Source organism: Streptomyces sp. NPDC003027 (genome assembly GCF_053591435.1).
Map to the genome: position 1 here is coordinate 45,789 of NZ_JBSFTU010000036.1, position 25,992 is coordinate 71,780.

Here is a 25,992-nt window from a genome sequence, read left to right on the forward strand (position 1 = left end):
GGAGTTGCGTACATGTACGGGCGGGTGGGCCGCCACGCGGGCGCTCAGCCCTTGACCGCGCCGGCGGACATGCCGGTCACGAGGTGCCGCTGGGCGACGAGGAAGACCAGTGCCGCCGGGATGGCGATGAGCACGGAGGCGGCGGTCATCGGCCCCCACTGGGCGCCGTACTGGTTGACGAACTTCTGCAGTCCGCCGGCCAGCGTGAGGTTCTCGTCGCCGACCATGAAGGCGGAGGCGTAGGCGACCTCGCCCCAGGCGGTGATGAAGGAGTAGAACGCGGTCACCGCGATGCCCGGCTTGGCGAGCGGCAGGATCAGCCGCCAGAAGGTGCCGAAGGGGGTGAGCCCGTCAACCTGGCCCGACTCGTCGATCTCGCGCGGGATGGTGTCGAAGAAGCCCTTCATCATCCAGGCGCAGAACGGCACGGCGATGGTGAGGTACGTGATGACCAGGCCGGCCGGCTGGTTGAGCAGCCCCATCGACGACATGATGTTGTAGATCGGCACGATCAGGACGGCGACCGGGAACATCTGGGTGATCAGCAGCGTCCACATCAGTCCGCGCTTGCCGGGGAAGCGGAAGCGGCTGATGGCGTAGCCGGTGGTGGAGGCGATGAAGACGCCGAGGAGCGTGGTCAGTCCGGCGACGAGCAGCGAGTTGCCGAACCAGCTGAGGAACTCGGTGTTCTCCAGCAGGTCGGTGTAGTTCGCGAACGTCGTCTCTCGGAAGAAGTCCGTGGTGGTGGCGTACTTCGCCGGCTTGATGGAGGTCAGGAAGACCCAGAGCACGGGGAAGACGGCGATCACGGAGGCCGCGGCCAGGGTGGCGTGCAGCCCGATCGAGGCGAGCGGCGAGCGGCGTCCGCGGAGCGGGGCGTCGCCGGTCCGCTTGAGTGCGTCGGTGGTCACCAGACTTCTCCCTGCTTGCGGAGGACTCGCCGGTAGACCGCGGCGAAGATCATCAGGAGGACCAGGATCAGTACGCCCCAGGTGGACGACTGGGCGAAGTCGCGCGGGCTGATCTCGAAGGAGAACTTGTACGCCTGCGTGACGAGGATCTGGGTGGCCTCGCCGGGCCCGCCCCGCGTGAGCAGGAAGATCACCGGGAACATGTTGAAGGTCCAGATGGTGCTCAGCAGGATCACGGTGGTGGACACCGAGCGCAGGCCGGGCAGGGTGATGTGGCGGAAGCGCTGCCAGGCGCCGGCGCCGTCCATCTCGGCGGCTTCGTAGAGCTCGCCGGGGATGGACTGCAGGCCGCCGAGCAGGGCGACCATCATGAAGGGGACGCCGAGCCAGACGTTGACGACGATGACCGAGAACTTGGCCCAGGTCGGGTCGTTGAGCCAGGGCAGGGCGTCGAGGCCGCCGCCCGCGAGGATCTGGTTGAGCATGCCGCGGCGCTCGTCGTAGAGGAAGCGCCAGGCGAAGACGGAGACGAAGCCGGGCACGGCCCAGGGCAGGATCAGCAGCATCCGGTAGACGGAGCGGCCGGCGATCCTGCGGTTGAGCATGTTGGCGAGGCCGAGACCGAGGACGAAGGTCACCGAGACGCAGGACACCGTCCACACCAGCGTCCAGCCCAGCGTGCCGAGGAACTGGCTTCCGGTGAGCGCGTCGGCGTAGTTGTCCAGGCCGACGAACTCGTAGGTGGCCGGGATCTCGTTGACGCCGATGCTCCGGGCGACGTTCCGCTCGTTCGCGTCGGTGAGGGAGAGGTAGATACCCCGGAACAGCGGATATCCGATGATCACGCCGATCACCACGGTCACCGGGGCGACCATCGCCCAGGCGTACCAGTGGGTGGAGAGGGAGCGCCGGAGCTTCCCCTCGGGGGTGCCAGTACCGCGGCTCCGGCCGCGGGCGACGCTGTCGCCCGCGGCCTTCGCCACCGACTGGCTGCTGGTGTCCACAGCCATCAGCCGGCCTGCCTTCCTTGTTACTTCCAGTCCTTCAGGAGCTTGCGGTAGGCGTCACCCGTCGCCTTGGCTCCCTGCTCCGGGCTGGTCTGGCCGGTGAGGACCTTGGTGTACTCGACCTGGAGGGGGGCGAAGAGGCTGCCGCCCTCGGGGACCCAGGGGCGCTCGACGGCCTTGTCGACGACCGGCTTGAAGAAGCCGATCATCTCGTTGCCCGCGACGTCGGGCTTGATGTAGACCGACTCGCGGGTGGGGAGCAGGCTGAGCTCCTTGGCGGCGGTGGTCTGCGCCTCGGCGGAGGTCATGTACTCGGCGAAGGCGTAGGAGGCCTCCAGGTTCTTGGAGCCCGCGTACACGGCGAGGTTGTGACCGCCCTGCGGGGCGCCCTGACCGGCGGAGCCGGCCGGGACGGGCGCGATGCCGAGGTTCGCCTTGTCGGCGAACTCCTTGCCGGCGTAGGTGTCGGTCACGGCCCACGGGCCGTTGATCATCATCGCGACCTTGCCGTCCTTGAAGGCGGCCTGCATGTTGTCCCAGCCGTTGCTGGCGTCGGTGATGGCGGCCTTGGAGTCGACCAGGTCCTTGACGACCTTCATGGCCTTCACACCGGCGGGGCCATCGATCGTGACCTTCTTCTGCTCGGCGTCGACCATGTCACCGCCCTCGCCGTAGAGGAAGGAGAGGAACCAGTAGGCGTCGTCACCGCGGAGGTAGAGACCGGTCTTGCCGGTCTTCTCCTTGATCTTGGTGGCGACGGTCTTCAGCTCGTCGATGGTCTTGGGCGCCTCGACACCGGCGTCCTTGAAGATCTTCTTGTTGTAGAAGATGCCCATGGAGTCGATGACCTGCGGAACGGCGTAGGTCTTGCCGTTGTACTTCGTGGAGGCGGCGGCCTGCTCCAGGAAGTCGCCCTCGTTCTTCAGGGCGGCGGTTCCGTCGAGCGGGGCGAGGTAGCCCAGGTCCGCGAACTCCGGGGTCCAGGCGACCTCGGAGCGGATGACGTCGGGGGCGCCGGAGCCCGACTGGGCGGCGTTCTTGAACTTGTTCTGCGCCTCGCCGAACGGCACGTTGACGTACTTGACGGAGACCTTCGGGTGCTTCTTGGTGAAGCCCTCGGCGAGCTTCTTGAAGACCTTGTCCTCGCTGCCGACGTTCGACGTGTCCCACCAGGTGACGGTGCCGGAGAGCTCGCCCGAGCCCTTCGTGGTGCCGGTGCCGCCGTCGTCGCTTCCGCACGCCGCCAGGGTCACGCCCAGGGCCGCGACCAGCGCGGTGGCCGCTATGCCACGCCGCATGTGAACTCCTTCAAACGATCCCGGATGAACGAGGGGCGAAGACCTTCCTCATGCGACCGCTCCCTCGCGGCGCGCCGGGTTGCCAGGAACGTAACAGGGATGAAAACGAGCCGAAAGACCTTGCGAGAAATTTCTGCAAGGACGGGGGATCGTTACATTCGCGTGTCCCGAAGGTTGCCACCGCATCGCTTGACAGCGCGGGAAAAGGCACTCTTGCGGGGCGCCCAGCGGCCTGCAAGCCTTTTCGGCATTCCTTGCAGGACCGTTTCATGACCGGCCTGACCTCGTTGTCAGTACGACACCCCTACGATCCTCGGCCCTGGAACACGCGAGAGGGACACCCCACATGGCCCACGAGCTCACCTCACCGTCGCCGCTGCCGGACCTTGCAAGCCCTTGCGAAGACGGCGGCCGCCGCGCCGCATGGTGGCGGGATGCCGTCATCTACCAGGTGTACGTCCGCTCCTTCGCGGACAGCGACGGCGACGGGATCGGCGACCTGCGCGGGGCACGCGAGCGGCTGCCGCATCTGGCCCGGCTGGGCGCGGACGCGGTGTGGCTCACCCCCTTCTACGCCTCCCCGCAGGCGGACGGCGGCTACGACGTGGCGGACTACCGCGCGGTCGACCCGGTCTTCGGGGATCTGGCGGACGCCGACGACCTGGTGCGGACCGCGCACGAGCTCGGCCTGAGGGTGATCGTGGACATCGTCCCGAACCACACCTCGGAGCGGCACCCCTGGTTCACGGCGGCGCGGGCCGGGGCGGGCCCGGAGCGGGACCGCTACATCTTCCGGCCGGGCCGCGGCGAGGACGGCGCCGAGCCGCCCAACGACTGGGAGTCGGTCTTCGGCGGCCCGGCGTGGACGAGGGTGGCGGACGGGTCCTGGTACCTGCACCTCTTCGCACCCGAGCAGCCGGACCTCAACTGGGAGAACGCCGAGGTGCGGGCCGAGTTCGACTCCGTCTTCCGCTTCTGGCTGGACCTCGGCGTGGACGGCTTCCGGATCGACGTCGCCCACGGCATGGTCAAGGCGGAGGGCCTGCCCGACATCGGGCACGGCCGGCAGGCGCGGCTCATCGGCACCCAGCGGCTGCCGTTCTTCGACCAGGACGGCGTCCACGAGATCCACCGCGGGTGGCGGCGGCTGCTGGAGTCGTACGGCCCCGATCGCATCGGGGTCGCCGAAGCGTGGGCGCCGACCCCGGAACGCCTCGCCCTCTACGTACGCCCGGACGAACTGCACCAGGCGTTCAACTTCCAGTTCCTCAACTGCCCCTGGGACGCGGCGGCGCTGCGGTCGGTGGTCGAGGAGTCGCTGCGGGCCACGGCCTCGGTCGGGGCGCCCACCACCTGGGTGCTCTCCAACCACGACGTGGTCCGGCACACCACGCGGTACGGCGCGGGCGACCCGGCCACCGGCCTGCGGCGGGGCCGGGCGGCGGCGCTGCTGATGCTGGGGCTGCCCGGCTCCGTCTACCTCTACCAGGGCGAGGAGCTGGGTCTGCCGGAGGTCACCGACCTCCCGGACCGCCTCCGGCAGGATCCGGCGTTCCTGCGCGGGGAGGGCCAGGACGGGCTGCGCGACGGCTGCCGCGTCCCGCTTCCGTGGACGGCCGAGGGCCCCTCCTTCGGTTTCGGCCCGGCCGGCTCCTGGCTCCCCCAGCCTCCCGAGTGGGCCGCGCTGAGCGTCGCGGCCCAGAGCGGCGTCCCCGGCTCCACCCTGGAGCTGTACCGCGCGGCCCTCCGGCTGCGCCGGGAGCACCCCGCCCTCGGCGCGGGCGACGCGGTGGAGTGGCTGGAGGTCCCGGCCGGCGTCCTGGCCTTCCGGCGCCGCGCCGACGGCGGTGACGTGCTGGTGGCCCTGAACACGACGGCCCGCTCCGCCGACATCACCGTGGACGAGTCCGGGACCGGGCCCGAGGCCGTGCCCGTCTCGCTCCTGCTGAGCAGCGCCGGCGGCCAGGGGACCGGAGCGGGCACCGACACCGATCCCGTACTCCCCTCCCCCACCCGCGAGTTGACACCGGCCGCCCCCGCCGGGCCCGAGCCGCGCACGGTCCGGGTTCCTCCCGAGTCCTGCGTCTGGTGGGCAATCTGACGTGCGCCCGGTACAGTCCAATCCCATGACCGCGCGGCTTGCCGACATCGCAGCCCAGGCGGGGGTCAGTGAAGCCACAGTCAGCCGCGTGCTCAACGGCAAGCCCGGTGTGGCCGCGGCCACCCGTGAATCCGTGCTTGCCGCACTCGACGTCCTCGGATACGAGCGTCCCGTGCGGCTGCGCCAGCGCAGCGCCGGACTCGTGGGGCTCATAACCCCCGAACTGGACAACCCGATCTTCCCCGCGCTCGCGCAGGTCATCGGGCAGGCCCTGACCCGGCAGGGCTACACCCCCGTCCTCGCCACCCAGACCCCCGGCGGGTCCACCGAGGACGAGCTCACCGACATGCTCGTCGAGCGCGGGGTCTCCGGCATCATCTTCGTCTCGGGACTGCACGCCGACACCACGGCCGACATGACGCGCTACGACCAGCTGCGCGGCAAGGGTGTCCCGTACGTCCTGATCAACGGTTTCTCCCCCAAGGTCCAGGCTCCCTTCGTGTCGCCCGACGACCGGGCCGCGATGCAGCTGGCCGTGACGCACCTGGCCGCGCTCGGCCATACCCGGATCGGCCTCGCGGTCGGGCCCAAGCGGTTCGTACCGGTGCTGCGCAAGATCGAGGGCTTCCAGCTCGGCATGCGGGACCGGCTCGGCCTCTCCGCCGAGGAGTCGGAGGAACTGATCCAGCACTCCCTCTACACCCTGGAGGGCGGCCAGGCCGCCGCGGGCGCCCTGATCTCCGCCGGCTGCACCGCCATCGTCTGCGCCAGCGACATGATGGCCCTCGGCGCCATCCGAGCCGCCCGGCAGCGGGGGCTGCACGTACCCAAGGACGTGTCGGTGGTCGGCTTCGACGACTCGCCGCTCATAGCGTTCACCGATCCGCCGCTGACCACCATCCGCCAGCCCGTGCAGGCGATGGGGCAGGCGGCGGTCCGCGCGCTGCTCGAAGAGGTCGGGGGGACCCCCGCCCCGCACAGTGAGTTCGTCTTCATGCCCGAACTGGTGGTTCGCGGTTCAACCGCTTCCGCCCCGACCCCGAGGAACCCCTGATCCCGGTGCGCCCCGCCTCCATCCCGAGGCGGACCACATGCGCGGCGAACCCGACCGGAGGATGATCGGTCGAGGGGCGTGGATCTGGCAGACTCTCTCCCTATGGGTGAAACGACCGTGAAGAGTTTGGAACGCCGGACAGCGGCCACCCCGTCACCCATCGTGGCCGACGGCAGGTTCGCCCGTCTGCGCGCTCGCGTGCCTCGACGGCCGCGGATCTGGTTCGAGATCCTGCTCATCGCGGTCAGTTACTGGACGTACTCGCTCATTCGCAACGCGGTACCGGAGCAGAAAGCCCAGGCGCTGCGGAACGCGGACTGGATCTGGCAGGCCGAGCAGTCGCTCGGCCTGGCTTTCGAGCAGAGCGTCAACCATGCCGTGAACTCGGTGACATGGCTGATCGTGTCGATGAACTACTACTACGCCACCCTGCACTTCGTCGTGACGATCGGTGTGCTGGTGTGGCTGTACCGATGGCAGCCCGGGCGTTACGCCGGTTTCCGTACGGTCCTGTTCGCCACCACCGGTGTGGCCCTGGTCGGTTACTACCTGTATCCGCTCGCGCCGCCCCGTCTGATGAACGGCCAGAGCTTCGTCGACACCGTCCTGGTGCACCAGACCTGGGGCTCGATGGCCTCCGGCAACCTCAAGCACATGTCGAACCAGTACGCCGCGATGCCGTCGATGCACATCGGCTGGTCGCTGTGGTGCGGTCTGACCATCTTCGCCCTGGCCAAGGCGCCGTGGGCGCGCATCCTGGGGCTGCTCTACCCGACGCTGACGCTGGTCGTCATCGTCGCCACGGCCAACCACTTCTGGCTGGACGCCGTGGGCGGCATGATCTGCCTGGCCTTCGGCTTCGCCGTCTCGTACGTCTGGTACGGCTCGGCGCCGCAGCGGCTGCCCCGCCTGGTCGGACCGGCGGAACCGGTGGCGCGTGGCGGAGTGCCCGCGGCCGACGCCGAGCTGGACGATCTGGACCTGGCGGGCCGCGGCCCGGGCTCCGCGGAGCCCGCGCGGCAGGGCGCCGCGGCGAGCTCCGCCCAGGAACCCGGGCCGGGCGCCGAGTACGACGCCGACCAGGCCCCGGTCAGCTCCGGCAGGTGACCCGGCCCCCGGCCATGGTGAGCCGGACCGGTGCCCGCTCGGTCTCGTCGGCCGGGGCGACCACCGGGTCCACGGTGAACGCGGTGAGATCCGCACGGTAGCCCGGCGCGATCCGCCCGGCGACCGCCTCCTCCCCGGCCGCGACCGCCGCATGCGTGGTCAGACCCTCAAGGGCCATGAGGCCGGTCAGCCCGTGCCGCGCCGAGGCCGCGCCGCGAGGGGCCCGGGCGGTCGCGAGGATCTGCCGGGCGTCGTAGTGCGCGATGGGCCAGTCCGAGCCGAGCGCGAGGTACGCCCCGGCGTCCCGCAGATCCCGGCAGCGCCAGGCCCGGCCGGCCCGCTCCTCCCCGAGCCGCTGCGACCACGCGTCGGTGCGGTCGGCGCGGGTGTACGCGGTGTGCGGTGGCTGCATCGAGGCCACCACGCCGAGCGCCCCGAACCGGCCGAGCTGGTCGTCCGGCACGGTCTCGATGTGCTCGACGCGGTGCCGGGGGCCGCCGGGCCCGAAGGCTTCCACCGTGTCGAGGACGTGGCGGACGGCCGCGTCCCCGATGGCGTGCGTCGCGGTACCGACCCCGGCCTCGTGGAGGTGGCGTACGGCGGCGGAGTAGGCGGCCGGGTCGGGCCAGAAGGCGTCCGTGCCCTGGCCGTGGCAGTCGGCGTGCTCCAGCCAGGCGGTACCGCCCTCGACGGTGCCGTCCATGAAGAACTTCACGCCCCCGACCCGCCACAGGCGCCCGGCGCGCTTCTGGAGCCGTACCAGCTCCTCCAGCTCCTCCCGGTCGGCGCCGGGCATGCACCAGGGGGCGAGCCGCAGCCGCAGCGGCAGGTCGCCGTCCTCCTCCAGGGCTGCCAGCAGCCCGGGTACGTCGTGTCCGCCGAGGTCCATGACGTGGGCGCCGGTCAGGCCGGTGGCCGCCATGGAGCTGAGCAGCCCGACGAGCCGGTCGCGCCGCTCGGCGTAGGGCTGGGCGGGCAGCAGCGGGGTCATCAGATCCATGGCGGCGTGCTCGATCAGATGGCCGGTGGGCCGTCCGTCGGCGTCGCAGACGATCTCGGAGCGCTGGGCGAAGGCGCGGGGGCCGTCGATGCCCGCGGCCTTGAGCGCCGTGGCGCTGACGAGGGTGGAGTGCCCGTCGTAGAGCCGCAGGTGGGCGGGGGCGCCGCCGAGGACGTCCTCGATGAGGTCGTGGTGGATCGGGCGGCCGCCGAAGACGTTGTGGTCGAGGCCGGCGCCGATCACCCAGCCGTCCCGGCGCTCGGCGCCGGCGAGCACGGCCCGCAGCTCGTCGAGGTCGCGCACGGCGGACAGGTCCGTGCCGGTGAACATCTCCAGGCCCCACACCGGGTGGCTGTGCGCGTCGGTGAGACCGGGGGTGAGGGTGGCTCCCGCCAGGTCGATCGTCTCGGTGCCGGGGCCGCTCCAGTCACGGGCGTCGGTGTCGTCGCCGACGGCGGTGATCAGTCCGTCGCGGACGGCGACAGCGGTGTGGCCGGTGAGCTCGGGTGTGCGGACGCGGGCGTTGACGAGGACGAGGTCGGGTGCGGGCACGACGGCTCTTCTCCTTCGAGGGCTTCGGATGCGGGTCGGGCGGCGGGGTCGGAAGCGGGCTCGGCGGGCTCGGCGGCGTCGGAAGCGGGCTCGGCGGCGAAGTTCGCGTAGACCTCGGGGCGGGTGCGGCGCAGCCGGTACGCCAGGAGCAGCCCGAGGAGGAAGACGCCGGGGACGAGCGCGACGAGGACGGTGTTGACGGTGGCGGAGGCCCCGGTGAAGACGTCGATCTTGGAGACGACCAGGACGATCGCCCCGGCGAGCAGGACGGCCGCGACCACCGGGGCGACGACGGTGCGCACGACGCCTTCCTCGTGGCGGACGCGGCGGAAGTAGAGCGGGACGGCGAGGGCCGCGAGGAGCTGGAGGGCCATGAGGCCGATGCCGCCGGGGGTGTTCACCCAGAGCAGCAGCTGGGTGTACGGATCGGCGTCGGCGGCCGCGAAACCGAGGACGACCGCCAGGCCGAGGACGGTCTGCGCGAGGCCCGCGACGTAAGGGGAGCGGTGGCGCGGGTGGATCCTGCCGAGGACCGGCGGCAGCACGCCCTCCTCGGCGAGCGCGAGGCCGTAGCGGTTGATCGCGTTGTGGAAGGCGAGGAGGGAGGCGAGGACGCTGGTGACGATGAAGACGTGCATCAGGTCCGCGGCCCAGCCGCCGACGTAGGTGGTGATCGCGGCGAAGAAGAGCCCGCCGGTGTCGCCCGCGGCGGCCTCGACGACCTTGTCGTCGCCGAAGGCCTGGATGACGGTCCAGACGATGAAGGCGTAGAAGAGGCCGAGGAAGCAGACGGCGATGTAGGTCGCGCGCGGGATGGTGCGGGCGGGGTTCCGGGCCTCGCGCCGGTAGATCACGGTCGACTCGAAGCCGGTGAAGGCGGTGAAGGCGAAGGCGAGGACGGCCGCGCTGCCGGGGACCAGGACGTTGCCGGGGGCGAAGGAGGCGAGCGAGAGCCCGTTCGCGCCGCCTTCGAGCAGCACGCCTGCGGCGAGCAGGACGAGGATGCCGGTCTCGGCGACGAGCAGCACGCCGAGGACCTTGGCGCCGAAGTCGATCGAGCGGAAGCCGCCGTACCAGATGAGCAGAAGACCGGCGAGCGAGACGGGGAGCCAGGGGATGTCGAGGCCCCACAGGGCGTGGGCGGTGTCGGCGGTGGCGGTGCCGAGCAGGCCGTAGACGCCGATCTCCATGCCGTTGTAGCCGAGCATGGCGAGCAGGGCGGCGGCGATGCCGACTGGCTTGCCGAGGCCCCGGGTGATGTACGCGTAGAAGGCGCCGCCGCTCTTGACGTGGCGCGTCATCGTGGTGAATCCGACGGCGAAGACGGCGAGGGTGATGCCGGCGAGGAGGTAGCCGGCGGGGGCGCCGATGCCGCCGAGGACGAGGGCGATCGGGGCGACCCCGGCCATCACGGTGAGCGGGGCGGCGGCGGAGACGACGAAGAAGGAGATGTCGGCGGTGGAGAGCGTGCCGGTTCTCAGCCCCTCGGGCTCGTCGGGAGAGGTGGGTGCGGGCATGGAAGGGGGAGCCCTTCTGCTACGGCGGGGAAGGAAGGGTGCGCGACCAAAAACCTAAAGGCTTTCGGTTGCGGCAATGTAGCCTCCGAGACGACGTACGGGAAGACCTCATCGAGAGAGCGGGAACATGGGACGGCCGCGGACACCCTTGATCGACCGTGAGCGCATCACCACGACGGCGCTCCAACTCGTCGATGAGCAGGGGGGTTTCAGCGTTCCGCAGATCGCCAGGGCGCTCGGGGTGCAGACCGGGTCGCTGTATCACCACGTGGACGGCCGGAGCGGGGTCGTCGAGCTGATGCGGGAGCGGGTCTGCGACGCGATCGACGGCGGGACGCTCGACCTGGAGCCGTGGGACGCGGCGATGGCCGCCTGGGCGCGTTCCTACCGCTCGGCCTTCGCGGCCCACCCCCGGGTCATCCCGATGCTGATGACCTCACCGGTCCGGGCGCCGAAGGTCCTCGCCCAGTACGAGCGCGCGGTCGGCCGCCTGCTGGCCGCCGGTTTCACGAACGCCGACGTCATGACCGTGATCGTCGCCCTGGAGAACCTCGTCCTCGGTTCGGCGCTCGACCTGGCGGCCCCGCAGACCATGTGGGAGCTGCCCGACGACACGAGCACGCCGCGGCTGGCCGAGGCCCTGACGGCGGTGGCCACGGACCGCGCGAACGCGGCGTTCGAGCTGGCGCTGGAGGCGTTCCTGACGCACTGCCGGAGCATGCCGACGGGCGAGGGCCGCCAGGCTCCGTAGCGGGGGGCCCGACGGGTCTGCCGCGCTCAGGCTCCGTAGCCTGGGCCGACGCGCCTCCCGCGCTCAGGCTCCGTAGCCTGGGCCGGCCCGTCCGCCCCCTCGAACTCGTAGCCGGGGCCGACGCGCTGTCCCGCTCAGGCTCCGTAGAACAGCTCCTCGACCACGGCCCTGGCCCGGCGCGTGATCCGGCGGTAGTCGTCGACCATCTCGCCGACGTGACCGGGGCCGTAGCCGAGGTAGCGCCCCACCGCGGCCAGTTCGCGGCCGTCCGACGGGAAGGTGTCCCCCGGCCGGCCGCGGACCAGCATCACGGCGTTGCGGACGCGGCTCGCCAGGACCCAGGCCTCGTCCAGGATCTGCGCCTCGTCCGCGGGGATCAGCTCCGCCGCCCGGGCGGCGGCCAGAGCGTCGCGGGTACGGGTGGTGCGCAGCCCGGGCTCGGCCCAGCCGTGGCGCATCTGGAGCAGCTGGACCGTCCACTCGACGTCGCTCAGACCGCCCCGGCCCAGCTTCGCGTGGAGCGTCGGATCCGCCCCGCGCGGCAGACGCTCGTTCTCCATCCGCGCCTTGAGGCGGCGGATCTCGCGCACCGCGTCCTCGCCGAGGCCCTCCGCCGGATAGCGCAGCGGATCGATCAGCTCGATGAACCGCTTCCCCAGCTCCGGGTCCCCTGCCATCGGTTCGGCGCGCAGCAGGGCCTGGCTCTCCCAGACCAGGGACCAGCGGCGGTAGTAGGCCTCGTACGACTTCAGCGTACGGACCAGCGGACCGCTCTTGCCCTCCGGCCGCAGATCCGCGTCGATCAGCAACGGCGGGTCGGCCGTGGGGAGTTGGAGGAGCCTGCGCATCTCCGTGACGACCCGGTTCGCGGCCCGCGCCGCCTCCTGCTCGGCCACGCCCTCGCGCGGCTCGTGCACGAACAGGACGTCGGCGTCGGAGCCGTACCCGAGCTCGTGCCCGCCGAACCGGCCCATGCCGATGACCGCGAACCGCGTGGGCAGCCGGTCCCCCCACTCGGCGCGCACCGCGGCCCGCAGCGCGCCCGCGATGGTCGCCGCGTTGAGGTCGGTCACCGCCTGACCGACCCGGTCCACCAGCGCGCCCGGGTCGTGCTCGCGCGGGCTGTCCTCCGTGCCGTAGGAGCCGATGATGTCGGCCGCGGCGGTACGGAACAGCTCGCGGCGGCGTACGCCACGGGCCGCCGCGACCGCCTGCTCGGCGGTGTCGGCGCGGCCGACGGCGGCCAGCACCTCCTGTTCGAGGTGGTCGCGGCCGCGCGGTGCCAGCCCCTCCGGGTCGCCGAGGATCGCCACCGCCTCGGGCGCCCGCAGCAGCAGGTCGGGGGCGAGCCGCCCGGCGCTGAGCACCCGGGCGAGGTTCTCGGCCGCCGCGCCCTCGTCGCGCAGCAGCCGCAGGTACCAGGGGGTCTTGCCGAGCGCGTCGGAGACCTTGCGGAAACCGAGGAGCCCGGCGTCCGGGTCGGCGGAGTCCGCGAACCAGCCGAGCAGCACCGGGAGCAGTGTGCGCTGGATCGCCGCCTTGCGGGTGACGCCGGAGGCGAGCGCCTCCAGATGGCGCAGGGCGGCGACGGGGTCGGCGTAACCGAGCGCTTCGAGCCGCTGGCCCGCGGCCTTGGGGCTGAGCCGGGTCTCGCCGGGGGTGAGCTGGGCGACCGCGTCGAGCAGCGGCCGGTAGAAGATCTTCTCGTGCAGCCGGCGGACGACGGCGGCATGCCGCTTCCACTCGCGGTTCAGCTCCGCGACGGGGTCGGTGCGCAGTCCGAGCGAGCGCCCGAGCCGGCGCAGATCGGTCTCGTCCTCGGGTACGAGATGGGTGCGGCGCAGCCGGTGGAGCTGGATACGGTGCTCCATGGCGCGCAGGAAGCGGTACGCCGCGTCGAGCTGGGCCGCGTCGGCGCGGCCGACGTAGCCGCCGGCGGCGAGCGACTTCAGGGCGTCCAGGGTGCTGCCGCCGCGTAGCGTGGCGTCGCTGCGGCCGTGCACCAACTGCAGGAGCTGGACGGCGAATTCGACGTCCCGCAGGCCGCCGGGGCCGAGCTTCAGCTCGCGTTCCACCTGGGCGGCCGGGATGTTCTCGACGACGCGGCGGCGCATCTTCTGCACGTCGGGGACGAAGTTCTCGCGCTCGGCGGCCTGCCAGACGAGCGGGGAGACGGCCGCGATGTAGTCGGCGCCGAGCTCCGGATCGCCTGCCACGGGACGGGCCTTCAACAGGGCCTGGAACTCCCAGGTCTTGGCCCAGCGCTGGTAGTAGGCGAGGTGGGAGGAGAGGGTGCGGACGAGGGGGCCGTTGCGGCCCTCGGGGCGGAGGTTGGCGTCGACGGGCCAGATGGTGCCCTCGACGGTGGTCTCCGAGCAGATCCGCATGAGGTGGGAGGCCAGCCGGGTCGCGGCCTGGAGCGCCTTGGCCTCCTCCGCGCCGGAGGTGCCGGAGGTGCCAGAGGTGCCTTCGGCGGGCTCGCCGACGAAGATCACGTCCACGTCGGAGACGTAGTTGAGCTCGTGGCCACCGCACTTGCCCATCGCGATGACGGCGAGCCGGCACAGCGCCGCGTCCTCGGGGGCGGCGCTCCGGGCGATGGCGAGGGCGGCGCGCAGCGTCGCGGTGGCGAGGTCGGCCAGCTCGGCGGCGGTCTGGGCGACATCGGTGGTGCCGCAGACGTCCCGGGCGGCGATCGCGAGGAGGCAGCGGCGGTAGGAGACCCGCAGAGAGACGGGGTCGGTGGCGTCGGCCAGACACCGCTCGAACTCGGCGACGCCCGGGTGGAGATCGGCCGCCTCGTACGTGACCAGGGCGTGCCAGTCACGGGGGTGGCGGGCCAGGTGGTCGCCGAGGGCCTCGGAGGTGCCGAGCACGCCGAGGAGCCGGTCGCGGAACGGCTTGGCGGACAGCAGCGTGGAGGTGAGGGTCTGGCGCTCGTCCTCGGGCTGCGCCTCTACCAGGCGGACCAGGCCGCGCAGCGCCAGGTCGGGGTCGGCGGTGGCGCCGAGCGCGTCGAGCAGCACGGAGTCGCCGCGCAGGGCGCCCAGCTCGGGGACGTCGAGCAGCCGCTCGGCGCCGGACGGATCGGTGAACCCGTGCCGCAGCAGCCGCGAGAAGATACTGCTCCTGCGTCCCGGCACCGTCATTCCGCCGCTCCCTCCGCCGATCCTTCCACCGTTCAAGGATTCGAGCCTATCCGGAGGGCGGGGCCGGGTCGCTCCCCGACCGGGGACCGATGAGTTCGTGGCCCGGGCACGGTCTTCTCTGGTGACGGCACCCGTCGGAAGGACCGCGCCATGCCCCTCGCACTGCCCACCGAGACCTCGCTGGACCCCCGCTACAGCGCCCCGCGGGCGCACGCCGCCGCCTGGTCGGAGGCCGTGGCCCGGCTCACCGGGGCGGAGGTCTTCTGGCTGACCTCGGTCCGCCCCGACGGCCGCCCGCACGTCACGCCGCTGATCGCGGTCTGGTCGGAAGGGGCGCTGCACTTCTGCACCGGACCGGACGAGCGCAAGGCCCGCAATCTGTCGGCCAACGCCCGGGTGGCCCTCACCACCGGCACGAACACCCTCTCCGAGGGCTTCGACGTCGTGGTCGAGGGCGAGGCCGTCCGGGTGACGGACGAGGCGCGGCTGCGCGCCCTGGCCGGCGCCTATGTCGACAAGTACGGCCCGGATTGGCGTTTCGACGTGCGCGACGGCGCCTTCGTGGGCGACGGTGGAGTCGCCCTGGTGTTCGCCGTCGCGCCCCGCACGGCCTTCGGCTTCGCCAAGGGCGAGCCGTTCGGCCAGACCCGCTGGCGTTTCTGAGGAGTACCTCCATGAACTGGACGCTCGAAGTCGTTCCCGTGCCTGTCACCGACATGGACCGGGCGAAGGAGTTCTACGGCGACAAGTGCGGTTTCAAGATCGACCTCGATGACGAGGTGGCACCGGGGATGCGGATCATCCAGGCGACCCCGCCCGGCTCGCGCTGTTCGATCGCGATGCTCAGCGGCATGCCGGCGATGCCGGGGACGAAGGAGATGGCGCCGGGCTCCCTCCACGGCCTCCAGCTCTGCGTGACGGACATCGAGGCGGCCCGCCGGGAACTGATCGACCAGGGCGTGGACGTCACCCCGATCCGCCACGTCGGCGCCTCGGGCTGGGAGGACGGCAAGGGCGACACCTGGAACTCGTTCATGTCCTTCGAGGACCCGGACGGCAACGGCTGGGTGGTCCAGGAGGCCCCGTCGGAGCTGTCGGAACGCTGAGGAACCCGGCACGGCGGATGCCCTCCGCCGTGCCGGGCCGTCGTCCGCGCGGGCCGCAGCCGCGCTTACAGCACCGGCAGGTTCTTGCGCAGCTCGAAGGCGGTGACCTCGGAGCGGTACTCCTCCCACTCCTGCTTCTTGTTGCGGAGGAAGAAGTCGAAGACGTGCTCGCCCAGCGTCTCCGCGACCAGTTCGCTCTTCTCCATCAGGGCGATCGCCTCGCCCAGGTTCTGCGGCAGCGGCTCGATGCCCATCGCGCGGCGCTCCGCGTCCGAGAGGGCCCAGACGTCGTCGTCGGCGCCGGCCGGGAGTTCGTAGCCCTCCTCGATGCCCTTGAGGCCCGCCGCGAGGAGGACCGCGTAGGTCAGGTAGGGGTTGGCGCCCGAGTCGATGGAGCGGACCTCGACGCGGGAGGAGCCCGTCTTGCCCGGCTTGTACATCGGGACGCGGATCAGGGCCGAGCGGTTGTTGTGGCCCCAGCAGATGTACGAGGGGGCCTCGCCGCCCGCGCCCGCGCTGCGGGCCGAGCCGCCCCAGATGCGCTTGTAGGAGTTGACCCACTGGTTGGTGACGGCCGAGATCTCCGCCGCGTGCTTGAGCAGGCCGGCGATGAAGGACCGTCCCACCTTGGAGAGCTGGTACTCCGCGCCGGACTCGTAGAACGCGTTCCGGTCGCCCTCGAAGAGGGAGAGGTGGGTGTGCATGCCCGAGCCCGGGTACTCCGAGAACGGCTTCGGCATGAACGTCGCCTGCACGCCCTGCTCCAGCGCGACCTGCTTCATGACCAGGCGGAAGGTCATGATGTTGTCGGCCGTCGACAGCGCGTCGGCGTAGCGCAGGTCGATCTCCTGCTGGCCCGGGGCGCCCTCGTGGTGGGAGAACTCCACCGAGATGCCCATCGACTCCAGCATGGTGATCGCCTGGCGGCGGAAGTCCATGCCGACGTTCTGCGGGGTGTGGTCGAAGTAGCCGGAGTTGTCGGCCGGGGTCGGCTTCGTGCCGTCCAGTGGCTTGTCCTTCAGGAGGAAGAACTCGATCTCGGGGTGGGTGTAGAAGGTGAAGCCCAGGTCGGAGGTCTTGGCGAGGATGCGCTTCAGGACGAAACGCGGGTCGGCGAAGGACGGCGAGCCGTCGGGCATGAGGATGTCGCAGAACATCCGCGCCGTGCCCGGGGCCTCGGCGCGCCAGGGCAGGATCTGGAAGGTGCTCGGATCCGGCTTGGCGATCATGTCGGATTCGTAGACGCGGGCGAAGCCCTCGATGGCGGAGCCGTCGAAGCCGATGCCCTCGTCGAACGCCTGCTCAAGCTCGGCGGGCGCCACCGCCACCGACTTCAGGAAGCCGAGCACGTCGGTGAACCACAGCCGCACGAACCGGATGTCACGCTCCTCGAGCGTCCGGAGCACGAATTCCTGCTGCTTGTCCATGTTTACGTTCCTACCCATCGTTGCTGGTCAGGCCGCCTGTTCCCACCGCCTCGGGCACATCGGAGGGCACCTGAGCATCCCACCACATGGTTTCGCGCACGTTGCACACCCATAGTGCCTGCTCGGTTGTGACACAGGTAACGGGGGACGGGCCGATTCCGGCCGCCTGTTCCCCCTCCTCTCGCCTCCTGGCCGGTATCGATCGGTACCCCGTTCGGCCCATCCGACGCCATCTCCCACTACGATCTGCGCCCATGGGGGCCCCGCGGCGCACACGCCTGTCGCAGCACGCGCGTCCCATGGCGCTGGTGAGTGCCGTGGCGACGCTGCTCGCCGCGCTCTTCGTCTGCGCGGGTGTCACCGACGCCCCGGCGCACCGCCCCTCCGAGCCCCGGATGACGTTCGCCGTCGCGGCCGAGGAGTACGTCTGCCCGTACGACCGCGACGACTGCTCCCTCTTCCCCTCGCTCAGCCCGGCGGTACTGACCGCGCCTCCGCTCGACCCCCCGCCGCAGGCGGAGGGCCGGCTGCCACGCCTCGACACGCCGCACCGCACCGGCCTGGCGCCCCGCTCCGACGCACCGCCCCGCGCGCCGGACCTGCACGTCCTTCAGGTTCTGCGGACGTGAGCGGCCGGGTCCGCCTCCCGCTCATCCCGCACGCGACGTCACGTCATGACACCCCTCACCGAAGAAGGACGACATCACCATGGCCGCCAACCGCTCCGCCACCGCCGACCGCCGCGCCCGAATAGAGGAGATGCGCCGCGCCGAGCAGGCCCGCGAGCGCCGCAACCGCTTCCTCACGATCGGCGTCGCCGCCGTCGTCGTTCTCAGCCTCGTAGGCTTCGGCGGTTACGTACTCAACAAGGAGTCCGAGAAGAAGGAGCAGAAGGAGGCCGTCGCCAAGGCCCCCATCAAGGACGAGAAGTCCTGGGACGCCAAGAAGCTCGGCCGCAACCACGTCACCACCGCCGTCACGTACGAGATGAAGCCCCCGGTCGGCGGCGACCACCACCAGGTCTGGCAGAACTGCGACGGCGACGTCTACAAGGCGCCGGTCGCCGAGGTGAACGCCGTGCACTCGCTGGAGCACGGCGCCGTCTGGGTCACGTACAACAAGAAGGCCCCCGAGGCCGAGGTGAAGAAGCTGGCGGCGAAGGTCGGGAAGACGCCGTACTCGCTGATGAGCCCGGTCGACGACCAGGCGGGCGCGATCATGCTGAGCGCCTGGGGCAAGCAGGTGACGGTGGACAGCGCGACGGACCCGCGCGTCGACGCGTTCTTCACCAAGTACGTGCAGGGTCCGCAGACCCCTGAGCCGGGCGCGGCCTGCACCGGCGGGATCGGCCAGTGAGCCGCGTCCGGCCGAACCGTACGCAGTGGGCGGCGGTCATCGCCGTCGCGCTGGCGATGCTGTTCGCCGGTGGCGCCGTCACGGTCGCCTCCGCGGAGCGCGAGGAGGCGTCCGCGACCCCCGTGTCGGGCTCGGCGGACGCGGGCTTCGCCCGTGACATGTCGGTCCACCACCAGCAGGCCGTCGAGATGTCGTTCATCGTCCGCGACCGTACGATGGACGAGGACGTGCGCCGGCTGGCGTACGACATCGCCAACACCCAGGCCAACCAGCGCGGCATGATGCTGGGCTGGCTGGACATGTGGGGGCTGCCGAAGGTCGAGTCCGCAACGGAGCCGATGGCCTGGATGGGCATGGGCGGGCACGGCGACAGCGGGCCCCTCGACGGGGCGCTGATGCCCGGCATGGCGACGAAGACGGAGCTGGAGCGGCTGCGGAAGGCCAGTGGCGAGGAGGCGGAGATCCTCTACCTCCAGCTGATGACCGACCACCACAAGGGCGGGGTCCACATGGCGCAGGGCTGTGTGGACAAGTGCTCCGTGGACGTGGAGCGGAACCTCGCGCAGGGCATGGTCGACGCCCAGGAGTCCGAGATGGGGCTCATGGCGGAGCTGCTGAGGCAGCGGGGCGCGAAGCCGCGCGCCTGACGCGGCCCGGAGCGGGGGTCGGCCCCGCGACCGGCACCGGCCGCCGGACCCCGGGGCGGCCCCCGCGACCGGCACCGGTCGCGGGGGCCGCGCCGTACGCGGACAATGGGTGACGCTCGGGGACGTAGGTACGACGACGTTGTACGGAGGTACGCACCCCATGACCACGGCGAAGGACATCATGCATCCCGGGGCCCGTTGGATCCCCCGGCACGAGACGCTCGACCGCGCGGCGCAGCTGATGCGCGACCTGAATGTCGGCGCGCTGCCGATCGCCGACGAGAACGAACGGCTCTGCGGCATCATCACGGACCGTGACATCGTCGTCGGCTGTGTGGCCGAGGGCCACGACCCGGCGAAGGTGACCTGCGGCGAGATGGCGCAGGGCACCCCGCGCTGGATCGACGCGGGTTCGGACGTGAGCGAGGTCCTCGACGAGATGACCGGCCACCAGATCAAGCGGCTTCCGGTCATCGAGAACAAGCGGCTCGTCGGCATGATCAGCGAGGCGGATCTGGCGCAGCACCTGGACGACGAGCAGATCAAGGAGTTCTGCGCGCGCGTCTACGCCACGCCCTGACCCCCACCCCGATCCTGTTCCGGATCCTGATCCAGTACCGCCCGTGCCACGGCTTCCGGGCGGTCCAGCATCACCAGATGGCCCGAGGGTTCGACCGCCTCGTAGCGGGCGCCGAGCGCTCGGGCCAGTGCGCGTTGGCGGCCCGCCCAGCGGGCGGAGCCGTCGGGGGCCGCGAGGACGGTGACGGGCCGGCCGGGCGGCAGGGGGAAGCGTCCGCGCAGGGCGAGGAGTTCGGCGGCGACGGCGCGGTAGTGGGTGTTCTCCAGGAGCGCGCCGCGCAGGGCCCGTGAGGTGGCGTAGACGCGGCGGACGAGGGGGGCGGGCGCCGGGTCGGCGCCGTGTCGGGCGCGGGACAGGCGGACGGTGGCGCGGCGGACGGCCGGGCCGGCCGCGGCCGGGGCGCCGAGGGCGCCGAGCAGGGTCCCGAGGCCGTGGGCGAAGGCGGTGCGCAGGGCGGGGGCGGCGGGGGTACGGGCGTGCTCCTCGACGGAGCCGTCGACGAGGACGATCCCGGCGGTACGGTCGGGGTGGAGCCGGGCGAAGGCCTCGGCGTGGAAGCCGGCGATGGAGTGCCCCACGACGGTGGCGGGGCCCGGCAGGCCCAGCGCGTCCAGGAGCCCCGCGATCCGGTGGGCCTCGCCCGTCGCGCTGGGCGGTACGGCGGAGGGGGCGGAGAGCCCGTGGCCCGGCCGGTCGAAGCGGACGACCGTGCGGTGCGGGGTGAGCAGGGGGACGACCGGGTCCCAGTCGAACCAGCTCATGGCGAGCCCGGCGCTCAGGACGCAGACGGGACCCGAACCCTCGACGACGACGTGGTGGGCCACGCCCCCGATCCGTACGAACACGCTCAAGAGGGCTCCCTGGCCACGTCGGACGGCGAGTGGTGCGAGCCAGGCTTTCACGACCGCGCCCCCGGCCCCCGGCCGGGTCCCCGCCGAGGGCCGCCCTGGTCGCGTTGCCCCGTGTCCCAGGACATCGCGTCGCTTTGACGATTACACTGGGCGGGTGCCTCAACTACGCCTCGCTCTGAATCAGATCGACTCGACCGTCGGCGATCTCGCCGCGAACGCCGAGGCGATCGTCCACTGGACCCGGCACTCGGCCGCGCAGGGCGCGCACCTGGTCGCGTTCCCCGAGATGGTGCTGACCGGCTACCCCGTCGAGGACCTGGCGCTGCGGTCGTCCTTCGTCGAGGCGTCCCGGTCCGCCCTGCGGGCGCTCGCGCTGCGGCTCGACGGCGAGGGGTTCGGGGAGCTTCCCGTGATCGTCGGCTATCTCGACCGCTCCGAGCGGGCGCAGCCGAGGTACGGCCAGCCGGCCGGCGCGCCGCAGAACGCGGCGGCGGTGCTGCACCGGGGCGGGATCGCGCTGTCGTTCGCCAAGCACCACCTCCCGAACTACGGCGTCTTCGACGAGTTCCGCTACTTCGTGCCCGGCGACACCATGCCCGTCGTCCGTGTCCACGGCGTCGACGTCGCCCTCGCCATCTGCGAGGACCTCTGGCAGGACGGCGGCCGGGTCCCGGCGGCCCGCAGCGCGAACGCCGGGCTGCTCGTCTCGATCAACGCCTCGCCGTACGAGCAGAACAAGGACGACACCCGGCTGGAACTGGTCCGCAAGCGCGCCCAGGAGGCCGGCTGCACCACCGCCTACCTCGCGATGATCGGCGGCCAGGACGATCTCGTCTTCGACGGCGACTCGATCGTCGTCGACGCGAACGGCGAAGTCGTGGCGCGGGCACCGCAGTTCTCCGAGGGCAGCGTGATCCTCGACCTCGACCTGCCGGCCGCCGCGGCCGACGCCCCGACGGGTGTCGTCGACGACGGGCTGCGGATCGACCGCGTGATCCTCTCCGAGGACCCGGTGCCCGCGTACGAGCCGGAGTTGACCGGGGGGTACGCGGACCGGCTCGACGACGACGAGGAGGTGTACTCGGCGCTGGTCGTGGGCCTGCGCGCGTACGTCGCCAAGAACGGCTTCCGGTCCGTCCTCGTCGGTCTGTCCGGCGGCATCGACTCGGCGCTCGTGGCCGCGATCGCCTGCGACGCGGTCGGCGCGCACCACGTGTACGGCGTCTCGATGCCGTCGAAGTACTCCTCGGACCACTCCCGCGACGACGCCGCCGAACTGGCCCGGCGCACCGGGCTCAACTTCCGTACGGTGTCGATCGAGCCGATGTTCGACGCGTACATGGGCTCCCTCGGCCTCACCGGCCTCGCGGAGGAGAACCTCCAGTCACGGCTGCGCGGCACGACGCTGATGGCGATCTCCAACCAGGAGGGCCACATCGTCCTCGCACCGGGCAACAAGTCCGAGCTCGCGGTGGGGTATTCGACCCTGTACGGCGACTCGGTCGGCGCCTACGGCCCCATCAAGGACGTCTACAAGTCGGCCGTGTTCCGCCTCGCGCGCTGGCGCAACCGGGCGGCCGAGGAACGCGGCCAGACCCCGCCGATCCCGGAGAGCTCGATCAGCAAGCCGCCGAGCGCCGAGCTGCGGCCGGGCCAGGTGGACACGGACTCGCTGCCCGACTACGACGTCCTGGACCGGCTCCTCGCGCTGTACGTCGACCGCGACCAGGGCAAGGAGGCGATCGTCGCGGCCGGTTTCGACGAGGAGCTGGTGACCAGGACGCTGCGGATGGTGGACACGGCGGAGTACAAGCGGCGCCAGTACCCGCCGGGCACCAAGATCTCGGCGAAGGGCTTCGGCAAGGACCGCCGCCTGCCGATCACGAACCGCTGGCGCGAGACGACGTCCGGGGCGACCACCGGGACGACGACCCGCTGACCCGCTCGTCCCCGGCCGCCAGGGGGCTTCCCGCGACGACGCGGGAGGCCCCCTCCGCCGTACGGTCGAGCAGTCCCGCCACGGCGGCCACGGCCAGGCCCACCACCGCGAGGCCCGCGCCCACGAGTGCCGGGGAGGTCCAGCCCCAGCCCGCGGCGACGGCCGCGCCACCGGCCCAGGCCCCACCCGCGTTGGCCAGGTTGAAGGCGGAGTGGTTCGAGGCGGAGGCCAGGGTGGGCGCGTCCTTGGCGTGGTTCATGACCAGCATCTGGAGCGGGGTGGTGGTCATGAAGCCGACCGCGCCGAGGACGACGACCGTCACCAGCGCCAGCCACGGCACATGGACGGTGAACCGGAAGGCGACCAGGACGAGGGCGAGCGCGCCGAGGGAGCCGTACAGGGTCGGTCGCGGCGCGCGGTCGGTCAGCGGGCCGGCGGCGAGCGCCCCGGCGGTCATGCCGATGCCGAAGAGGGCGAGGACGACGGTGACGGAGGACGCGCCGAAGCCCATCACCTCGGTGGTCATCGAGGCGAGGTAGGAGTAGACGGCGAAGACGCCGGCGAAGCCGAAGACGGCGGTGAGCAGTCCGAGCAGCACCTGGGGACGGCGCAGCGCGCGCAGCTCCCGGCCGAGGCTCTGGTGCGCCTCCACGGGGACGTACGGGACCAGACGGGCCAGTGCCGCCATGGCGAGCAGGCCGATGGCGCCGACGACGAGGAAGGTGGCGCGCCAGCCGAGGTGCTGGCCGAGGAGGGTCGCCGCCGGTACGCCGAGGATGTTGGCGACCGTCAGGCCGAGGAACATCGTGGCGACGGCCCGCGCCTGCCGGTCCTCGCGCACCAGGCGCGCGGCGACGACGGCGCCGACGCCGAAGAAGGCGCCGTGCGGCAGCCCGGCGAGGACCCGGCCCCCGATCAGCCAGCCGAAGTCGGGCGCGAACGCGGAGGCCAGGTTGCCGACCGTGAACAGGGCCATCAGCAGGAGCAGCATCCTCTTGCGCGGGACGCGGGAGCCGAGGGCGGTGAGCAGCGGGGCGCCGATGACGACGCCGATCGCGTAGGCGGAGACCAAGTGGCCGGCGGTGGGGACGGAGGTGCCGAGGTCGTCGGCGACGTCGGGCAGCAGGCCCATCATGACGAATTCGGTGGTGCCGATGCCGAAGGCGGAGACGGCGAGCGCGAGCAGCGCCAGGGGCATGGGGAGAGCCTTTCCAGAAGTTAGTTCCTCTTCGGAACAAATGCTCTCAGGTGAAATGTTCCCGCGGGCTTCCACCGGATGAAGGGGAGGTTTCGGACAGGCACCGGGGGTGCCGGCGGCGCCGGCGGCCGCCGGTCGTACCCGGGATCCGTCAGAGCCGGACGCGGGCCGCGATCGGCAGGTGGTCGCTCTTCGTCTCCGGGAGCGCCCAGGAGGAGACCGGCTCGACGTTCTTGACCATGATCTGGTCGATCCGCGCCATCGGGAACGACGCCGGCCAGCTGAAGCCGAAGCCGTCGCCGGAGGCGCCCTGGGTGGAGCGCATCTGGGAGGTGACGGCGTTGAGCGAGCGGTCGTTCATGGTGCCGTTGAGGTCGCCGAGCAGCACGATCCGCTCGTGCGGGTCGGCGGCGATGGCCTCACCCAGCGCGTTGGCGCTGTTGTCGCGCTGATTGGCGGTGAAGCCCGCGTCGAGCCGGACCCGTACGGACGGCAGGTGGGCGACGTACACGGCCACCTCGCCCTTGGGGGTGGCGACGGTGGAGCGCATGGCGCGCGTCCAGCCCATCCGGATGTCCACCTCGCGCGTCTCGCTCATCGGGTACTTGCTCCACAGCCCGACGGTGCCCTGCACGGAGTGGTACTTGTACGTGTCCGCGAGACCGCGCTCGTAGACCGGGACCATCTCGCCCTTGAGCTCCTCCAGGGCGACCACGTCGGCGCCGGAGGCGGCGATCTGGCGGGCCGTGCCCTCGGGGTCGGGGTTGTCGGCGTTCACGTTGTGGGTGGCGACGGTCAGGTCGCCGCCGGCGGTGGACTTGTCGGTGACCAGGCCGCCGAAGATGTTGAGCCAGACCAGGGCCGGGAGCAGCAGGGCGATCAGCGCGGTCGCGGAGCGCCGCAGCAGCGCCAGGGCGAACAGGACCGGCACGAACAGGCCGAGCCAGGGCAGGAAGGTCTCGGTCAGGCTGCCCAGGTTGCCGACCCGGTTGGGGATCTCGGCGTGGAAGACCATCAAGAAGGTGAGCAGGACCGCGCAGGCCGCCAGGAGGATCCCGCGGCGCCAGACGCCCCGGTCGCTCCGCAAGCGGTCGAACGCCGATCGGATCCGCGATCCGGAGCGCTCGTCCCGTGCGCCGCCGTACTCGGTCTCCGTCATGTCCACCCGCGCCATCTCCGCTGTCCTCACTGCCTTGCCGCCGTGCCGTCTTGCTCTGCTTCTCGTTCTTGCTCCGCGACCCGACGTCGACACTAGGTGATGACCGACGGGTCGCACTGCCACGAGGGACGACGGGGCGGCGCGGCGGGTTCCGGGCGGCGGCCCGGACGGCGCGGCTGTGACAGAACGCGCACATTCGTGCGTTTTCCCGGCGGTGTGAAGAGCACCACTCCGGCCCACTTCCCCCTGCACGGCGCGGAGTGCCACCATGGACGTGGTCCGGGGACGCCGTCAGGGCGCCTCGAGATGACGAAGGAGCCGTTCACCATGACGCTTCAGGCTGCCCCGAAGCAGTCCGTCGACAGCACCAAGGCGCTGTACGGAGGCACGGGCACGCGCCGCATCACCGTCCACGACATCGCCGCCGCCAAGACCCGGGGCGAGAAGTGGCCCATGCTCACCGCCTACGACGCGATGACCGCGTCCGTCTTCGACGAGGCCGGCATCCCGGTCATCCTCGTCGGCGACTCCATGGGCAACTGCCATCTCGGCTACGACACCACCGTGCCCGTCACGATGGACGAGATGACGATCCTGTCCGCCGCCGTCGTACGGGGCACCAAGCGCGCCCTCGTCGTCGGTGACCTCCCCTTCGGTTCGTACCAGGAAGGGCCCGTGCAGGCCCTGCGCAACGCCACCCGCCTCGTGAAGGACGCGGGAGTCAACGCGGTCAAACTGGAGGGCGGCGAGCGTTCGCTGCCGCAGACCGAGCTGCTCGTCCAGGCCGGGATCCCGGTCATGTCCCACCTGGGCCTGACCCCGCAGTCCGTCAACACCATGGGCTACCGCGTCCAGGGCCGCGGCGACGAGGCGGCGCACCGGCTGCTCAGCGACGCCAAGGCGGCGCAGGACGCGGGCGCGTTCGCGGTCGTCCTGGAGCTCGTACCGGCCGAACTGGCGGCCGAGGTCACCCGCTCCCTGCACATCCCGACGATCGGCATCGGCGCCGGGCCGGACACGGACGCCCAGGTCCTCGTCTGGACCGACATGGCCGGTCTGACCGGCGGCAAGGTGCCCCGCTTCACCAAGCAGTACGCCGACCTGCGGCAGACGCTCGGCGACGCCGCCCGCGCCTTCGCGCAGGACGTGACCGGCGGGGCGTTCCCCGCCGAGGAGCACAGCTTCCACTAGTGACCTGAGTCGGAGATTCGTCGGCAGTAGGCGGCGACTTTGTCGAGGATCTCGTCGGCTGTCTTCGTCCAGACGAAGGGTCTGGGGTGCT

General features: G+C 71.6%; 22 protein-coding genes. 12 read left to right on the top strand and 10 right to left on the bottom strand.

The genetic code is table 11. The annotated features are described in order from the left end of the window. Positions 1 to 44: 44 nt before the first annotated feature. Genes ACWDX6_RS23355 through ACWDX6_RS23365 form a run of 3 tightly spaced genes read right to left on the bottom strand, consistent with a single transcriptional unit; the run spans position 45 to position 3,216 of the window. Positions 45 to 914, bottom strand: coding sequence for a sugar ABC transporter permease (locus ACWDX6_RS23355; protein ID WP_451486846.1), 870 nt, complete (start codon positions 912 to 914; stop codon positions 45 to 47). Beyond that, the gene (locus ACWDX6_RS23360; protein ID WP_451486826.1) at positions 908 to 1,921 is read right to left on the bottom strand and encodes a carbohydrate ABC transporter permease; all 1,014 of its coding nucleotides are present in this window, start codon (positions 1,919 to 1,921) and stop codon (positions 908 to 910) included. The genes ACWDX6_RS23355 and ACWDX6_RS23360 overlap by 7 nt, the downstream gene beginning before the upstream one ends. A 20-nt stretch (positions 1,922 to 1,941) precedes the next feature. Continuing rightward, on the bottom strand, positions 1,942 to 3,216 hold the full coding sequence (locus tag ACWDX6_RS23365; protein WP_451486827.1) for an extracellular solute-binding protein: 1,275 nt from the start codon (positions 3,214 to 3,216) through the stop codon (positions 1,942 to 1,944). A 346-nt stretch (positions 3,217 to 3,562) separates the two neighbouring features. Here ACWDX6_RS23365 and ACWDX6_RS23370 point away from each other — a divergent pair, with 346 nt between their 5' ends. From ACWDX6_RS23370 to ACWDX6_RS23380, 3 genes are all read left to right on the top strand, one after another. Next, positions 3,563 to 5,317: a glycoside hydrolase family 13 protein gene (locus ACWDX6_RS23370; protein WP_451486828.1), complete on the top strand. Its 1,755-nt coding sequence runs from the start codon at positions 3,563 to 3,565 to the stop codon at positions 5,315 to 5,317. Between the two features lie 25 nt (positions 5,318 to 5,342). Further along, complete coding sequence (locus ACWDX6_RS23375; protein WP_451486829.1) at positions 5,343 to 6,371, top strand: LacI family DNA-binding transcriptional regulator; 1,029 nt, start codon at positions 5,343 to 5,345, stop codon at positions 6,369 to 6,371. A 102-nt stretch (positions 6,372 to 6,473) separates the two neighbouring features. Beyond that, positions 6,474 to 7,478: a phosphatase PAP2 family protein gene (locus tag ACWDX6_RS23380; RefSeq protein WP_451486830.1), complete on the top strand. Its 1,005-nt coding sequence runs from the start codon at positions 6,474 to 6,476 to the stop codon at positions 7,476 to 7,478. Here ACWDX6_RS23380 and ACWDX6_RS23385 read toward each other — a convergent pair. Together ACWDX6_RS23385 and ACWDX6_RS23390 are read right to left on the bottom strand one after the other, a co-directional pair. Continuing rightward, a complete protein-coding gene (locus ACWDX6_RS23385) occupies positions 7,462 to 9,030 on the bottom strand; it encodes an amidohydrolase (RefSeq protein WP_451486831.1) in 1,569 nt (522 codons plus the stop codon). The two genes, ACWDX6_RS23380 and ACWDX6_RS23385, sit on opposite strands and share 17 nt — an antisense overlap. Further along, positions 8,940 to 10,547 carry an APC family permease gene (locus ACWDX6_RS23390; protein ID WP_451486832.1) on the bottom strand — a complete coding sequence of 536 codons (1,608 nt, stop codon included), beginning with the start codon at positions 10,545 to 10,547 and terminating at the stop codon, positions 8,940 to 8,942. The genes ACWDX6_RS23385 and ACWDX6_RS23390 overlap by 91 nt, the downstream gene beginning before the upstream one ends. Before the next feature lie 127 nt (positions 10,548 to 10,674). On the opposite strand from ACWDX6_RS23390, the gene ACWDX6_RS23395 reads away from it, so the two are divergent. Next, complete coding sequence (locus tag ACWDX6_RS23395) at positions 10,675 to 11,298, top strand: TetR/AcrR family transcriptional regulator (protein WP_451486833.1); 624 nt, start codon at positions 10,675 to 10,677, stop codon at positions 11,296 to 11,298. Between the two features lie 134 nt (positions 11,299 to 11,432). Here ACWDX6_RS23395 and ACWDX6_RS23400 read toward each other — a convergent pair whose 3' ends face one another. Then, the gene (locus ACWDX6_RS23400) at positions 11,433 to 14,447 is read right to left on the bottom strand and encodes a bifunctional [glutamine synthetase] adenylyltransferase/[glutamine synthetase]-adenylyl-L-tyrosine phosphorylase (RefSeq protein WP_451486834.1); all 3,015 of its coding nucleotides are present in this window, start codon (positions 14,445 to 14,447) and stop codon (positions 11,433 to 11,435) included. 150 nt (positions 14,448 to 14,597) lie between these two features. Between ACWDX6_RS23400 and ACWDX6_RS23405 the strand changes: the two genes are divergently transcribed. Continuing rightward, positions 14,598 to 15,110, top strand: coding sequence for a pyridoxamine 5'-phosphate oxidase family protein (locus tag ACWDX6_RS23405; RefSeq protein ID WP_451486835.1), 513 nt, complete (start codon positions 14,598 to 14,600; stop codon positions 15,108 to 15,110). Between the two features lie 11 nt (positions 15,111 to 15,121). Further along, positions 15,122 to 15,553 (top strand): VOC family protein, encoded by a 432-nt coding sequence (locus ACWDX6_RS23410; protein WP_451486836.1) that lies wholly within the window; start codon positions 15,122 to 15,124, stop codon positions 15,551 to 15,553. A 65-nt stretch (positions 15,554 to 15,618) separates the two neighbouring features. On the opposite strand, the gene ACWDX6_RS23415 is transcribed toward ACWDX6_RS23410, so the two are convergent. After that, a complete protein-coding gene (locus tag ACWDX6_RS23415) occupies positions 15,619 to 16,980 on the bottom strand; it encodes a glutamine synthetase family protein (RefSeq protein ID WP_352188302.1) in 1,362 nt (453 codons plus the stop codon). Positions 16,981 to 17,279: 299 nt separating this feature from the next. On the opposite strand from ACWDX6_RS23415, the gene ACWDX6_RS23420 reads away from it, so the two are divergent. The 4 genes from ACWDX6_RS23420 to ACWDX6_RS23435 all read left to right on the top strand — a co-directional run bounded on the left by ACWDX6_RS23420 (position 17,280) and on the right by ACWDX6_RS23435 (position 19,563). After that, the gene (locus ACWDX6_RS23420) at positions 17,280 to 17,609 is read left to right on the top strand and encodes a hypothetical protein (protein WP_451486837.1); all 330 of its coding nucleotides are present in this window, start codon (positions 17,280 to 17,282) and stop codon (positions 17,607 to 17,609) included. Positions 17,610 to 17,688: 79 nt separating this feature from the next. After that, positions 17,689 to 18,336 (top strand): DUF3105 domain-containing protein, encoded by a 648-nt coding sequence (locus ACWDX6_RS23425; protein ID WP_451486838.1) that lies wholly within the window; start codon positions 17,689 to 17,691, stop codon positions 18,334 to 18,336. 56 nt (positions 18,337 to 18,392) lie between these two features. Then, entirely contained in the window at positions 18,393 to 18,983 is a 591-nt protein-coding gene (locus ACWDX6_RS23430; RefSeq protein ID WP_451486847.1) for a DUF305 domain-containing protein, read from the top strand. A 160-nt stretch (positions 18,984 to 19,143) separates the two neighbouring features. Further along, positions 19,144 to 19,563 carry a CBS domain-containing protein gene (locus ACWDX6_RS23435; protein ID WP_451486839.1) on the top strand — a complete coding sequence of 140 codons (420 nt, stop codon included), beginning with the start codon at positions 19,144 to 19,146 and terminating at the stop codon, positions 19,561 to 19,563. Here the strand turns inward: ACWDX6_RS23435 and ACWDX6_RS23440 are convergent. After that, positions 19,548 to 20,414 (bottom strand): alpha/beta fold hydrolase, encoded by an 867-nt coding sequence (locus tag ACWDX6_RS23440; protein ID WP_451486840.1) that lies wholly within the window; start codon positions 20,412 to 20,414, stop codon positions 19,548 to 19,550. The genes ACWDX6_RS23435 and ACWDX6_RS23440 overlap by 16 nt on opposite strands. A gap of 154 nt (positions 20,415 to 20,568) precedes the next feature. On the opposite strand from ACWDX6_RS23440, the gene ACWDX6_RS23445 reads away from it, so the two are divergent. Then, entirely contained in the window at positions 20,569 to 22,353 is a 1,785-nt protein-coding gene (locus tag ACWDX6_RS23445) for an NAD+ synthase (RefSeq protein WP_451486841.1), read from the top strand. Here the strand turns inward: ACWDX6_RS23445 and ACWDX6_RS23450 are convergent. Both ACWDX6_RS23450 and ACWDX6_RS23455 read right to left on the bottom strand, forming a co-directional pair. Further along, the gene (locus ACWDX6_RS23450) at positions 22,295 to 23,551 is read right to left on the bottom strand and encodes an MFS transporter (RefSeq protein WP_451486842.1); all 1,257 of its coding nucleotides are present in this window, start codon (positions 23,549 to 23,551) and stop codon (positions 22,295 to 22,297) included. The genes ACWDX6_RS23445 and ACWDX6_RS23450 overlap by 59 nt on opposite strands. Positions 23,552 to 23,702: 151 nt before the next feature. Beyond that, a complete protein-coding gene (locus tag ACWDX6_RS23455; RefSeq protein WP_451486843.1) occupies positions 23,703 to 24,725 on the bottom strand; it encodes an endonuclease/exonuclease/phosphatase family protein in 1,023 nt (340 codons plus the stop codon). A gap of 312 nt (positions 24,726 to 25,037) precedes the next feature. Between ACWDX6_RS23455 and panB the strand changes: the two genes are divergently transcribed. Further along, entirely contained in the window at positions 25,038 to 25,901 is an 864-nt protein-coding gene (gene panB, locus ACWDX6_RS23460) for a 3-methyl-2-oxobutanoate hydroxymethyltransferase (protein ID WP_451486844.1), read from the top strand. Positions 25,902 to 25,992 lie beyond the last annotated feature (91 nt).